A 13,282-nucleotide genomic window follows, 5' to 3' on the forward strand; every position below is an offset into this window, starting at 1 on the left:
CGCCCTACTCCACGTTGGCGGCAAAACGCGCCAGCGGTAGCTTGACCTTGAGGGCGCAGCCGCGCTCGGCCTGGTCGTCGAGCGCAACCTGGCCGCCCATCTGGTGCACGATGGTGTAGACGATGTGCATGCCCAGGCCCGAACCGCCCTGCCCGCGCTTGGTGGTGAAGAACGGTTCGAAGACGCGCTCGCGGATGCCGGGCGCCAGGCCGATGCCATCGTCGGCAAAGTGCACGTGCAGCCAGGGCGCGCCGCCCTCGTCCTCTTCCAGCCGCGCCGCGATCCTCACCTGGCCGGGGCCGCCATCGGGATAGGCGTGCTTGGCCGAGTTCATCAAGAGATTCGACAACACTTGCGAGAACTTGCCCGCCGGTAGGCGCACGCGCAGTTGCGGCGCGATCTCGATCTTGGCCTCGATCTGCGCCTTGCGCAATTCCGGACTATGGGCCGAGACCACGCCCTGCACATACTCATGCAGCACCAGCTCGCTGATATGTTCGGTGCCCTGGTCCACGGCCAGCTGCTTGAAGTTGCCGATCAGCTGGGCGGCGCGCGCCAGATTCTGTTCGACCAGGCCGGCCGCCCCTTTCAGGCGCGTGGCCAGGCCGGTCAGTTCCGAGCGGCTGACCTTTTCCCCGCTCAGCATGCTCACCATCTGCTCGGCATAGCTGGCCAGGCCGGAGGCGGCCGTGACGGCCACGCCCACCGGCGTATTGACTTCGTGCGCCACGCCCGCCACCAGGGCGCCCAGCGCCGCCATCTTTTCCTGTTCCACCATATTGGCCTGGGCCGCGCGCAAGGCTTCCGTGCGCTGCTGCACCTTTTCTTCGAGCAGCGCTTCGCGGTCCTGGTGCTGCAGTTCGGCGGCGCAGCGCGCGGCGAAAATCGACAGCAGCGACAGCGCCAGCAAGCGCTTGTTTTCGTCGATCGGCCGCGTGTCCAGCGCCGACAGGATGCCCAGGGTCTTGCCCTCGGTATCGACCATGGGCATGCCGATATAGCTCTCGGCCTGCATATCGACCAGCAAGGTATCCTCGGGATAATCGGCCTGGATGCCGCAGCCGTGGAAGCACATGCTCTGGTCCGTCACGTCCTGGCAGGGCGTGTGCTTCAGGCTGTAATCCATATTCGGCAGATAGTCTTCACCGCCCCACACGGCCAGGGTGCGGATGCCCTCACCGCCATCGTCCATCAAGATCACGCGGCCGGCGATCACATAGCGCACGTCCAGCGCCTGCCCCAGGTCGCGCACCAGGATGCGCAGGAAATCGTCGCCGCGCGCGCGCGCCGTCGAGGCGGTAATCGAGCGCAAGGCCGCTTCGGCCAGGATGCGGCCATCGCTTTCCTCGAACAGGGAGACAGGCTTGGTGCTCATGGTTTCCTCGCGCTGCTGCAGCTTTTCATACGTGACGGCCACATTGGCCGAGAACAGGGACAGGAGTTCGCGGTCTTCCGCACGCAGCGGCGCCGAGAACGCCATATACAGGAAGCTTTCGCTGCCATCGCGCGTGCGGTGGTAGCTGGCATGGTGCAGGTCGCCGTGGTGGCCGTGCCGTTCCTGCATGCAGCGCTCGAAAGCGGCACGCACCTCGGGCGGCAAGCCCTCCATCTTGCTCTCGCCCTGCAATGCGGCGAAGCCCGGCGTGACGGCCAGCACCTTTAAGCCGCCTTGGCGCGCCACGGCGGCATAGGCGTCGACGCGGCTGGCGCACACGCCCTCGCCGCCATGGCCGAGCAAGGCGCCGGCCTGGTCCAGCACGGCGGAACAGAAATGCGGCAGGTTTTCCGCCTCGCACACCTGGGTGATGGCGTCGATGGTGCGGCGCAGGCCGCTGCGCGCGCGCTCCAGGCGCATCAGGTCGCGGTAGCCGCGCAGAGCGGAATAGAAGACCACGCTGAGCTTGGCATGCGTGAGGTCGGTCTTTTCGCGGTAATCGTTGATATCGTAAGCCTTGAGCACATAGGCTTGCGGCGCCTGGCCCGGCTGGCCCGTGCGCAGCACGATGCGCACCGAGATATTGCCCAGCTCTTCGCGGATATGGCGTACCAGGTCGAGGCCGGCGTGCTCGCTTTCCATCACCACATCGAGCAGGATCAGGGCGAATTCGGCGCCGCGCCCGAGCACTTCGCGCGCTTCGGCGCCGGAATAGCAGTCGGTGAAGTGCAGCGGACGGCCGTCGAATTCGAAGTCGGACATCACCAGCTTGGTGACCTGGTGCACCGCCTCCTCGTCATCCACGATCAGCACTTGCCAGGGCGGTAAGCGCGGGCGGGCCTCGGCAGCGGCCTCGTCGTCAAACAGCATATCGTCGTCCATCCCACCCTCCGTGCGGCGCAGGGCCGCGGACGAAGCTGCCGGCCGTATTACCGGCAGTACATTAATGATTGTACATCGGAAGCTTGACGGTTTTGACAGACGGAACGGTATTTCTGGCGGGAACGCTACAGCCAGCCGGCGCGGCGGAAGCGGCGGTACAGGTAGAAGCTGACCGAGGCCATGGCGCTCAAGGCCAGCGGGTAGCCGAAGCGCCAGTCCAGTTCCGGCATATTCTTGAAATTCATGCCCCAGATCCCGGCAAATGCCGTCAATACCGCGAAGATAGCGGCCCAGGCAGCCAGCCGCTTGTTGACCTCACCCTCTTCCAGCGCCACCATCGACAAGTTCACCTGGATTGCCGTGCCGATGGTGTCGCGGATGGTGTCGAGCGAGGCCGTGATGCGGTGCAGGTGGTCGTGCACGTCGCGGAAATACTCCTGGGTGTTCTGGCACACGGCGGGCACGCGGCCGCCGTGCAGCTTGCCGATGGCGTCCAGCAGCGGCGCGACGGCATGGCGCAGGGTCATCACCTTGCGCTTCAGGGCATACAGGCGCTCGATATTATTGCGCTGGGAACCACGGATGAAGATACGCTCCTCGATCGCTTCGAGTTCGGTCTCCATGGCGTCGACGATGGGGAAATAGCGGTCCACCACGGCATCCATCAGCGCATACAGCACGAAGGCCGGGCCTTGCTGCAGCAGCTGCGGTTCGCGCTCGGCGCGGGCGCGCACGCCGAGGAAGCCCTGCTCGCTGTTCTGGCGCGAGGACAGCACATAGTTCTGGCCGACGAAGATATCGACCTCGCCGATCACCAGCTCGTCCAGCTCCAGCGCCGCCATCTTCACCACCACGAACAGCGAATCGCCATACTCCTCGATCTTGGGACGCTGGTGGCCGCGGCTGGCGTCTTCCACGGCCAGCTCGTGCAGGCCGAACTCTTCCTGCATCTTGAGCAGTTCATGCTGCTCGGCGTCGCGCAGCGCCACCCAGACGAAGCATTCGGGGCGGGCGACATAGTCGCTGATATCCTCGACCGGGATATCTGCCAGCTTGCGGCCATCCTGATAGGCCACGCAATTAATCAGCATACGGTTTCCATCATAAAAAAAGCTCCAGGCCTTGCAGCCCAGAGCTTACCCGATTCCAGCGGCCGTGCGTTGCACCAAAGCAGTGCGGACTGCACCGTCGCTTGCACCAACAGCTTCAGTCCTCACGCGCGCCGGCGATGCCCAGCTCGGCGATCTTGCGCGTGATCGTGTTGCGGCCGATGCCCAGGCGCACGGCGGCATCGTTCTTGCGGCCATGCGTGTGGCGCAGCGCCATGCGGATCAGAGCTGATTCGAACTGGCGGCCCAGCACGGCCATCACCTCGGGCTGGTTGGCGGCCAGCATGGCGGCCGCCTCCTGTTCGAGCAGACCCAGCCAGCCATCGGGCAGATGCGCCTGCCCAACAACGCCCGCCGCCGCTTGGCCACCGGCCGCGCCAGCGGCGCCGGCCGCCAAGGCAAGGCCCGCCGAGGCGGCTGGTTCCAGCACCCCGCCCTGCCCCATGCTCTCCTTGCCCTGGCTCAGTTCCAGCGGCAAGTCCTTGACCTCGACCGTCTGGCCCGGCGCCATCACCGTGATCCAGTTGCACAGGTTTTCCAGCTGGCGCACATTGCCCGGCAAGTCCAGGCTGGACAGGAAGGCCAGGGTCGGTTCGCTCATGCGCTTGGCTTCCACGCCGAGCTGGCGCGCGCTTTGCAGCAGGAAGTGGCGCACCAGCAGCGGAATGTCTTCGCGCCGTTCGCGCAAGCTCGGCAGGCGCAGGCGGATCACGTTCAGACGGTGGTACAAGTCTTCGCGGAACAGGCCATCGCGCACGCGCTGTTCCAGGTTCTGGTGCGTGGCCGTAATCACGCGCACATTCGCTTTCAATGGCTGGTGCCCGCCGACGCGGTAGAAATGGCCGTCCGACAGCACGCGCAGCAGGCGCGTCTGCAAATCGAAGGGCATGTCGCCGATCTCGTCGAGGAAGAGCGTGCCGTTCTCGGCCTGTTCAAAGCGGCCCCGGCGCGTCGCTTGCGCGCCGGTGAAGGCGCCGCGCTCATGGCCGAACAGTTCCGACTCCAGCAGATCCTTCGGGATGGCCGCCGTGTTGAGCGCGATAAAGGGCTGGGCCGCGCGCGGACTGTGTTTGTGCAGCGCGCGCGCCACCAGCTCCTTGCCCGTGCCCGATTCGCCCGTGATCAGCACCGTCACATTCGACTGCGACAGGCGGCCGATGGCGCGGAAGACTTCCTGCATGGCCGGCGCCTGGCCCAGGATTTCGGGCGTGTCGGCCGGCCCCGCTTCCACGCTCGCTTCGCGCAGGCTCTCGTCGAGGGCGCGGCGGATCAGCTCGACGGCCTTGTCGATATCGAAGGGTTTGGCCAGGTATTCAAAGGCCCCGCCCTGGAAGGCGGCCACGGCCGAATCCAGGTCGGAAAAGGCGGTGATGATGATGACGGGCAGGCCGGGATAACGCGCCTTGACCCGCTGCAGCAGGTCGAGGCCGGAGTCGCCCGGCATGCGGATATCGGACACCAGCACTTGCGGCGTCTCGCTTTCCAGCGCGGCGATGGCCTCGCGCGCGTTGGCAAAACTGCGGGTGGCGAGGCTCTCGCGAGCCAGCGCTTTTTCCAGTACCCAGCGGATCGATTCGTCGTCGTCAACTATCCAGATCGGCTTCATGTGTATGTATGTGTCCCGCACTCAAAGTTTCAAGACCCCGGCCTCAAGGCAGGGGCAGCAGGATGCGGAAGTCTGTGCATCCAGGCCGGCTTTCGCACTCGATCACGCCCTGGTGCTGCTGCACAAATGTCTGCGCCAGCGTCAGCCCCAGGCCGCTGCCCCCTTCCCGTCCGGACACCAGCGGGTAGAAGATGCGGTCGCGGATCTGGGCGGCGATGCCCGGTCCATTGTCGATGATATGCAAATCTAATGCCAGGTTATAGCGGACCTTGGCCAGGGTGACCTGGCGCGCCACGCGCGTCTTGAAAATGAGCTGGGCATCGCCGGCGACGATGCGCTCGCCGAGCGCCTGGGCCGCGTTGTGCGCGATGTTCAGCACGGTCTGGATCAGCTGTTCCTTATCGCCGCGGAACTCGGGAATCGAGGCGTCGTAATCGCGCAGGATGGCCAGGCCGGCCGGGAACTCAGCCAGGATCAGGCTGCGCACGCGCTCCAGCACTTCATGGATATTCACATCGCCCACGATATGCGGGCGGCGGTGCGGCGCCAGCAGACGGTCGACCAGGGTTTGCAGGCGGTCCGCTTCTTTGATGATGACCTGGGTGTATTCACGCAACTGCTGCAGATGCAGCGGCGGCAATTCCATCTCCAGCAATTGCGCCGCGCCGCGGATGCCGCCCAGTGGATTCTTGATCTCGTGCGCCAGGTTGCGGATCAGCTCCTTGTTGACCTGGCTCTGGTCCAGCATGCGCTCTTCGCGGTCGAGCTTAATCTGCTGCACCATTTCGCGCAGCTCCAGCAGCACGCTGGCCGGCGGCTCGTCGAGCGCGCTGGCGATGGCGTGCAGGTGCAGGGCTTCGCGCCCGCCACGCTCCAAGGTCAGTTCCTGGCGCAGGTCGGAGAATTTATGCTGGCGCGCCTGGGCGCACAACGCGTCCAGTTCAGCCGGATTGAGAAAGAGCGCGTTGAGCTTCTGGCGCGAGAGCGCCTTGAGCGAACTTTCCAGCAGGTTTTCCGCCGCCGCGTTGGCGTAGGCGATCTGCCCTTCGGCATCGAGGATGAGCACGGCCGTGGCCAGCAAATCCAGCCCGGCCAGCGCGGGCGGCCGCTCGGCGGCGGCGCTGGCAAGAGGAAGAAGGGATTTCATCGGATATTGGCGATCTCGCGCTTGAGCGCTTCCACATTCTGTTCCGAACGGGCGATGCTGTCCTTCATCTGCGCCACCCGCTCCTGGTACTTGGCGTAATTGCGTTCGTCGCCGCGCCGTTCCGGTTCGCCGTTGTTATAGTCCTTGCGCAGCTCGGCCAGCTTGGCCTGCTCGCTGCGCAGCTCCTCGCCCAGGATCTGGCGGCGGTCGGCGTCGCGCGCGCGCTGCTCGGCGCTGTCGACGCGCGGGAAGGCCGCAGGCGCCACGGCGGCCGGCGCGGGCGTGCCCGGCGGGCGGCCATGGGCGCCGCCTTCGCGCCGCGCCGGGGCCGGAATCGCCGCGCCCGGCAAATCCAGGGCTTTGCAATTGCTGCCCTTGCGCGTATCGGTCAACTCCTTGTGACCGCTGGCGTCCACGCACAGGTAAATCTGCTGGGCGCTGGCGGCGCCGCAGGCGGCCAGCAACAGCAGTGCCGGCAAGTGGGAAATGCTTGTCCTCATGCCGCGACTATACAACATCCGAAAAAAAACGCGAGGAAAGCCGGGCTTGCCTCGCGTCTGCTGCGCACCGGCCCACTGGCCGGTACAGCGTCGATTACAGCGAGTAGTACATGTCGAACTCAACCGGGTGCGTGGTTTGACGCATGCGGGTGACTTCGGTCATTTTCAGCTCGATGTAGGCGTCGATCATGGAGTCGGTGAACACGCCGCCGCGGGTCAGGAACTCGCGGTCCTTGTTCAGGTGGTCCAGGGCTTCTTCCAGCGAAGCGCAGACGGTCGGGATCAGCGCGTCTTCTTCCGGCGGCAGGTGGTACAGGTCTTTCGACGCTGCTTCGCCCGGGTGGATCTTGTTCTGCACGCCGTCCAGACCGGCCATCATCAGTGCGGCGAAGCACAGGTATGGGTTGGCCAGCGGGTCGGGGAAGCGGGTCTCGATGCGGCGGCCTTTCGGATTCGCCACGTGCGGAATACGGATCGAGGCGGAACGGTTGCGGGCCGAGTAAGCCAGTTTCACCGGCGCTTCGTAGCCTGGCACCAGACGCTTGTAGGAGTTGGTGCCTGGGTTGGTGATGGCGTTCAGCGCCTTGGCGTGCTTGATGATGCCGCCGATGTAGTACAGGGCGAAATCGGACAGGCCGGCATAGCCGTCGCCGGCGAACAGGTTCTTGCCGTCTTTCCAGATCGACTGGTGCACGTGCATGCCCGAGCCGTTGTCGCCGACCACAGGCTTCGGCATGAAGGTGGCGGTCTTGCCGTAGCTGTGGGCCACGTTCCAGATCACGTACTTCATGTTCTGGGTCCAGTCGGCGCGCTCAACCAGGGTCGAGAACTTGGTGCCGATCTCATTCTGGCCGGCGCCGGCCACTTCGTGGTGGTGCACTTCGACCGGGATGCCCATCGATTCCAGGATCAGGCACATTTCCGAACGCATGTCTTGGAAGGAGTCGACTGGCGGCACGGGGAAGTAGCCGCCTTTCACGGTTGGACGGTGGCCGCTGTTGCCGCCTTCGATGTCCTTGTCGGTCGACCAGGACGCTTCGTCGGAGTCGATCTTGACCATGGCGCCGGACATGTCGATGCGCCATTTGACGGAATCGAAGATGAAGAATTCCGGTTCCGGGCCGAAGTAGGCGGTGTCGCCCAGGCCGGACGATTTCAGGTAGGCTTCAGCGCGCTTGGCGATGGAACGCGGATCGCGGTCGTAACCCTTGCCGTCCGACGGTTCGATCACGTCGCACTGCATGAACAGCGTGGTTTCTTCCATGAAGGGGTCGATGTTCGCGGTGCTCGGGTCCGGCAGCAGGATCATGTCCGACGCTTCGATGCCTTTCCAGCCCGCGATCGAGGAACCGTCGAAGGCGTGGCCCGATTCGAATTTGTCGATGTCGAAGTGGGACACCGGCACGGTCACGTGCTGTTCCTTGCCACGGGTGTCGGCGAAACGGAAATCGACGAATTTCACGTCGTTCTCTGCAACCATCTTCAAGACTTCTGCGGCGGTCATTGCCATGCGTATCTCCTAAGTGAAAAAGGGAGCCGGCACTGGCGTGCGGCTCAAGCTCACGGTCTATTAAGCAGCTTTTGTGCCAGCTTATCAAAAGGATGCGGCATAAGCTAATTACCGCGTGCTCCGTTGATTCTGCCGGCAACTGTTTCTAAAATATGTAACGACGGAAATCCAATGTAGTCGCGCCGTCTTAGTGCAGCACCATTATGGTGCAATGATAGAAATTTGCACTATATTGGTGCGAAAAATCTGAGATGAAGCAAAAAGCGTCAGCATGGTGCAAAAACCAGTCCTCGGCTAGCCGCACTATAATAAACGAAGATCAATATGGGAAATCGCTATGAGTCCTGAGGCAAATATTTTGCAACGCGCGCGCAGCCGCGACGCCGCCCTGCCCTATGCTGGCGCGGTCACGCCGCAGGAAGCGTATGAGCTGCTGCAGGCCGACACCCGCGTGCGCCTGATCGATGTGCGCACCAATGCCGAGCGCGACTGGGTGGGCCGCGTCGCCATTGCCGACACCCAGCATGGCGCGGTGCAGTGGAGCACCTATCCAGGCGGCGTGCCCAATCCCGATTTCATGGCCCAGCTGAACGCCGTGGCCGGCAAGGACGAAGTCCTGCTCTTCCTGTGCCGCTCGGGCGTGCGCTCGCGCCACGCCGCCAAGCTGGCGACCGAGCACGGCTACCAGCACTGCTTCGACATCCTGCAAGGCTTCGAAGGCGACAAGGATGGCGCCGGCCACCGCAAGACGGTCGGCGGCTGGTGCCACGCCGGCCTACCCTGGCTGGGCGCATAAAAAAACCGGGCAGCAGCCCGGTTTTTTTTCGGCTCCCCGCCCTTACAGCGTGTAGTTCAGACGCGCATACACGAAGCGGCCGGAACGGCCGAACGGCGAATAGTTCGACGACGGCACGTTGCCGCTGGCGTTCAGCGCGGCCGGATAGGGATTGGCGTACTGGTCGAACAGATTGTCCGCGCCCAGCGCCACGCTGAGGCGCTTGCTGATCGCATAGCGTCCCTCCACGTCGACCAGGGTCTTGGCCGACGAGACATGGTCGCGCGCCGGGTTGGCGTCCGGCGTCAGCACCTTGCCGTAGCGGGTGGCGCGCACGGTGGCGCCCCAGTCGCCCAGCGACCAGTTGCTGCTGGCCGTGAACTTGGTCTTGGGTGACCCCTGCTCATACACCAGCACATTCACGCGGCCGAACAGCACCGGCGCCGGCGACAGCGCCGAGAGCTGGGCCGTGGCCGGCAGCTTGGTCACCTTGGTGTCGGTGTAGTTGCCGGCCACGGTGAAATCGAACTTGCCCAGCTGCGGCGAGACATAGGGATAATTCAGCACCACGTCCACACCCTTGGTCGTGGTGTTCACGCCATTGATGAAGAAGCGCCCGCCGCTGATGCCGGTAAAGCCCTGCTGGTTCAGGTACAGACGTACATTGTCGGCCGTCAGGTTTTCGGACAGCACGATGCGGTCGCGGATCTTGATGTGGAAAGCGTCCACCGTCAGGCTGCCCTTGCCCAGCTTGGCCACGGCGCCGAGCGAGAAGTTCACCGATTTTTCCGCTTCCAGCGGTTTCGCGCCGAGCGCCTGCGCCGCGCCCGAGGTCGGCTTCAGCGTGCCCACTTCATACGGCGTGCCGCTGATGAAGATGGTCGAAATCGAGCTGAAATTCTGCTGCTGCGGCGACGGCGCGCGGAAGCCGTTCTGTACCGAGCCGCGCAGCGCGAAGGCCGGCGTCACGCTGTAGCGGCTGGCCAGCTTGCCCGACCAGTTGTTGCCGAAGTCCGAGTAATGCTCGCCACGCACGGCGGCCGAAGCCAGCAGGTCGGGCGTCAGATTCGCTTCCAGGTCGGCGAACAGGCTGTAGGCATTGCGGTGGCTGTTGGACGCGTCCGACGGCATGAAGCCCGGGAAGACTTGCGAACCCGAGGCGGTCGGCAAGCCGTTCGGCAGCAGCACGCCGCCGTTGCGCCAGGAATCCGGCTCGCCCGCTTCCAGCTTATAGCCTTCGCGGCGCGCTTCGAAACCGAGGGCCACGTTGAGCGGCGAAGCCAGGCCCACTGCCAGCTGGCGCACGCCGGACAGGTTGTAGGTCAGCTGGTCATACGAGAAACCGCCGGCATTGAAGACGGTCTTGCTGCTGGCGCCCAGCGAGCGGTTCAGCGTGTTCTCGATGGTGTAATCCATCTTGTTCTTGCCGTAGCCGATGGAGCTGTCCAGCTCCCAATCGCCCACGGTCCAGCTCACGCCGCCGGTGGCGCTGAAGTCGTCCACTTCCGGCGCGATGAAGGGCAGGAAGCCGTCCGGATAAATGGCCAGGGTATTGTTGTCCTGCAGCGCGCGGCGGAAGAAGCCGCTGCCCTTGCCTTCGCGCTTCTGGTAGCTGCTCCAGCCATACACCTTCACGCCGCCCGCCAGGGTGTTGCCGGCGTTGACGAAGACGGTCGATTGCTTCAGTTCCGGTTCGCCATACCAGGCGTTGAAGCGCTCGATGGTCTGCTCGCGCGGATCGTAAGCGCCGTTGACGCGCGGGTATTGCTGGCGCGTGTCGTAGCCGCTGCGCTCGGTGTGTTTCTGGTCCTTGTATTCGGCGGCGATGGTGACGTGGCCGCTCTCGCCCCAAGGCAAGCCTTTCCACACGCTGAAGTTGGCGTTGGCGCCATCGCGCCGCTTGCGCTCGGACGGCCCGGCGCCCCAGGTGGCGTCGGCCGGACGCGGCACCGGAGAGAAGCTGTATTCGGTGATGCGCTTGCCGTAGCCGATCACGGCTTCGCCGCCATCGCGGTCGGTGCGCAGGCGCAGATTGATCACGCCGGCAATCGCATCCGAACCATACTGGGCCGAAGCACCGTCGCGCAGCACCTCGATGTTCTTCACGATGGCGCTGGGGATGGTGTTCAGGTCGACCGAGGCCGCGCCGCGGCCGATGGTGCCGTTCAAGTTCACCAGCGAAGACGCGTGGCGGCGTTTGGAGTTGACCAGCACCAGGGTCTGGTCCGGCGCCAGGCCGCGCAGGGCGGCGGGACGGATGGTGTCGGTGCCGTCGGTCATGCCGGGGCGCGGGAAGTTCAGCGAAGGCAGGGCCACGGACAGGGCCTGGCTGATTTCCGTCACGCCGCCAATCTTCAAGGCTTCGGCCGAGATGATGTCGACCGGGGCGGTGGTGTCGAGCACGGTGCGCTTGGCAACCCGGGTGCCGGTGACGACCACGGTGGACTGCGGGTCGTCGGCCACGGGCGCGCTCTGGGCCTGGGCCAGGGCGGCGGTGAACAGGGCGCCGATGGCCAGCGCCAGCAACTGTTTTTTCGGAACGGATGGACTCTGCATTGCGTACCTCGTGATGATGAAATCGATTAAGCTTATGACGAAACTAAATTTGGCTTTTCCATAAAAAGCCCTGATTTCATATTGAAACGAAGTCAATCCAAAGTCAAATGATTGAGCTGTTTTTCTAGCAATCTGTCTCCGGAAACAACAGTCGCGCCAAACATCATGCGCAATGCGCATAAGCTCATGCGCTTTCCGCGCTCGCCTCCATGCGGTTCAGGATGCGCTGGCGCACGAAATTGATGTGGCTGCGCAAGCCATACACATCCTCGGCGAAGGACAGCGGGATGGAAATCTGGTTCACCCACTCCTCGATCTCGTTCAGGCGCTCCAGCTGCTCGGCGTAGACGGCGCGGCGGGCATCGGCCGGCGCCTCGTCCAGCGCCTGCTCCACCGTGCGCAACTGGCCGTACCAGCGGTAGACGCGGGAACGGATGCGCCACACATACAGCGGCGGCAGCACGCGCGACAGCGGCAGCAGCAAGGCGCCGAACGCCACCACCAGCACCCACATGCGGTCGAGGAAATTGGCCAGCCAGAAATTCATATAACGCTGCAGGAAAGGCGCACCATCCTTATAGAACTTGGCCGCCTCGGGCGCCACCGGAATCTCCGTATAGCGCGCCGAAGGGAACTGGCCCTGCTGCTGGAACCAGCCCGCGCCGCCATGGATATTACTGGCCGCCTGCACGAACAGATCGATCAGGGCCGGATGCAGATCCTCGCGCGCCACCAGGGTGGCGGTCGGCGCGATCAACTGGTAATCCTTGGAGGGCAGGTCGCGGCCCAGGTCGACGATGCCGCGCGGCAGCACCACATGGCTGAGGAAGGGCAGGCGCCGCGTATACGCTTCGGCCTGGGCGAAGTCAAACAGGCGGATGCCCGGCGTTTGCAGCAGCATCTGCACCAGCGGCGCATCGGGCGCGGAACTGAAGACCAGGCCATCGATGCGGCCCTCCAGCAGCTCCACCGTGGCCGGCGTGTTTTCCAGCATGCCGATCTGCAGCTCGGCCGGCTCGACCCCATTCACGTCCAGCACCTGGCGGAACAGGCGCGGCACGCCGCTGCCCTCGGGACCGAGATTGATCTTCATGCCGCGCAGCTGGGTCAGCTGGCTGACGTCCTTGTCCTCGCGCAGGAAAAGCCAGAGCGGCTCGGTAAACAGGCTGCCCAGCGAGATCAGGCCCTTGCGTTCCGCCTCCGCCTGGTCGGTGGAACCGCTTTGCACGAAAGCGATATCCGTTTCGCCGCGGTTCAGGCGCAGCAGATTTTCCTGCGAGCCCAGCGAAGGCTGCAAGGTCACGGCGATGCCATGCTTGCGCATCGCCGCCGCGTAGCGCTTGCCGATGTTCTCATAAGCACTGTTCTCCTGGCCGATGGACAGGCTCACCTTGCGCGGCGGCGCCGGATCGACCAGCAGATAAGCCACCGCACAGACAGCAACAATCAGCAAAATGGTCGGCGCGGCGGTAACGATCAAATCACGCACCGAAAAGCGCGTGAACTTCAAAATACGGGACATAGTATGGCGGACAGGTTTCATAGCTGGCTAAGATGCCAACAAATCCCCCGCCACGCAAGCCCGTTTGCGCCAAATCAAAAAATGTCCACCCTGGTGTCAGGCACTGGAGCCGGACATTTCCTGCGCCAGATCAAAGAATGTCCGACCTTGGTGCCTGACACCAGGGTTGGACATTCCTTGATTTTTCTCAAAGAATGTCCGAACCCGGTGCCTGACACCAGGGTGGGACATTGTTTGCGC

Annotated in this window: 9 protein-coding genes; 1 reads left to right on the top strand and 8 read right to left on the bottom strand. The window is 64.1% G+C overall.

The annotated features are described in order from the left end of the window. Nucleotides 1-4: 4 nt before the first annotated feature. The 6 genes from FHS03_RS20640 to glnA all read right to left on the bottom strand — a co-directional run bounded on the left by FHS03_RS20640 (nt 5) and on the right by glnA (nt 8,189). Entirely contained in the window at nt 5-2,317 is a 2,313-nt protein-coding gene (locus FHS03_RS20640; protein WP_183442819.1) for a DUF3369 domain-containing protein, read from the bottom strand. 125 nt (nt 2,318-2,442) lie between these two features. Then, nucleotides 2,443-3,408: a magnesium/cobalt transporter CorA gene (gene corA, locus FHS03_RS20645; protein WP_050409172.1), complete on the bottom strand. Its 966-nt coding sequence runs from the start codon at nt 3,406-3,408 to the stop codon at nt 2,443-2,445. A gap of 115 nt (nt 3,409-3,523) precedes the next feature. Then, nucleotides 3,524-5,032 carry a nitrogen regulation protein NR(I) gene (gene ntrC / locus FHS03_RS20650; protein WP_183442820.1) on the bottom strand — a complete coding sequence of 503 codons (1,509 nt, stop codon included), beginning with the start codon at nt 5,030-5,032 and terminating at the stop codon, nt 3,524-3,526. Between the two features lie 43 nt (nt 5,033-5,075). Further along, complete coding sequence (gene glnL, locus FHS03_RS20655; protein ID WP_183442821.1) at nt 5,076-6,179, bottom strand: nitrogen regulation protein NR(II); 1,104 nt, start codon at nt 6,177-6,179, stop codon at nt 5,076-5,078. Continuing rightward, nucleotides 6,176-6,679, bottom strand: coding sequence for a DUF4124 domain-containing protein (locus FHS03_RS20660; RefSeq protein WP_371871749.1), 504 nt, complete (start codon nt 6,677-6,679; stop codon nt 6,176-6,178). The genes glnL and FHS03_RS20660 overlap by 4 nt, the downstream gene beginning before the upstream one ends. A 94-nt stretch (nt 6,680-6,773) precedes the next feature. Beyond that, nucleotides 6,774-8,189 carry a type I glutamate--ammonia ligase gene (gene glnA, locus FHS03_RS20665; RefSeq protein WP_183442823.1) on the bottom strand — a complete coding sequence of 472 codons (1,416 nt, stop codon included), beginning with the start codon at nt 8,187-8,189 and terminating at the stop codon, nt 6,774-6,776. Nucleotides 8,190-8,526: 337 nt separating this feature from the next. On the opposite strand from glnA, the gene FHS03_RS20670 reads away from it, so the two are divergent. Further along, nucleotides 8,527-8,985 carry a rhodanese-like domain-containing protein gene (locus FHS03_RS20670; RefSeq protein WP_183442824.1) on the top strand — a complete coding sequence of 153 codons (459 nt, stop codon included), beginning with the start codon at nt 8,527-8,529 and terminating at the stop codon, nt 8,983-8,985. A gap of 42 nt (nt 8,986-9,027) precedes the next feature. Here FHS03_RS20670 and FHS03_RS20675 read toward each other — a convergent pair whose 3' ends face one another. Continuing rightward, entirely contained in the window at nt 9,028-11,520 is a 2,493-nt protein-coding gene (locus FHS03_RS20675) for a TonB-dependent receptor plug domain-containing protein (RefSeq protein WP_183442825.1), read from the bottom strand. A gap of 184 nt (nt 11,521-11,704) precedes the next feature. Then, entirely contained in the window at nt 11,705-13,042 is a 1,338-nt protein-coding gene (locus FHS03_RS20680; protein ID WP_183442826.1) for a TAXI family TRAP transporter solute-binding subunit, read from the bottom strand. Nucleotides 13,043-13,282 lie beyond the last annotated feature (240 nt).

The sequence above is a fragment of the Pseudoduganella violacea genome, from assembly GCF_014191875.1.
Lineage (GTDB): Bacteria > Pseudomonadota > Gammaproteobacteria > Burkholderiales > Burkholderiaceae_D > Rugamonas > Rugamonas violacea_A.

Coding starts and splice junctions, on each gene's coding strand:
- FHS03_RS20640 (WP_183442819.1), bottom strand. CDS start 2,317: ATGGACGACGATATGCTGTTTGACGACGAGGCCGCTGCCGAGGCCCGC.
- corA (WP_050409172.1), bottom strand. CDS start 3,408: ATGCTGATTAATTGCGTGGCCTATCAGGATGGCCGCAAGCTGGCAGAT.
- ntrC (WP_183442820.1), bottom strand. CDS start 5,032: ATGAAGCCGATCTGGATAGTTGACGACGACGAATCGATCCGCTGGGTA.
- glnL (WP_183442821.1), bottom strand. CDS start 6,179: ATGAAATCCCTTCTTCCTCTTGCCAGCGCCGCCGCCGAGCGGCCGCCC.
- FHS03_RS20660 (WP_371871749.1), bottom strand. CDS start 6,679: ATGAGGACAAGCATTTCCCACTTGCCGGCACTGCTGTTGCTGGCCGCC.
- glnA (WP_183442823.1), bottom strand. CDS start 8,189: ATGGCAATGACCGCCGCAGAAGTCTTGAAGATGGTTGCAGAGAACGAC.
- FHS03_RS20670 (WP_183442824.1), top strand. CDS start 8,527: ATGAGTCCTGAGGCAAATATTTTGCAACGCGCGCGCAGCCGCGACGCC.
- FHS03_RS20675 (WP_183442825.1), bottom strand. CDS start 11,520: ATGCAGAGTCCATCCGTTCCGAAAAAACAGTTGCTGGCGCTGGCCATC.
- FHS03_RS20680 (WP_183442826.1), bottom strand. CDS start 13,042: ATGTCCCGTATTTTGAAGTTCACGCGCTTTTCGGTGCGTGATTTGATC.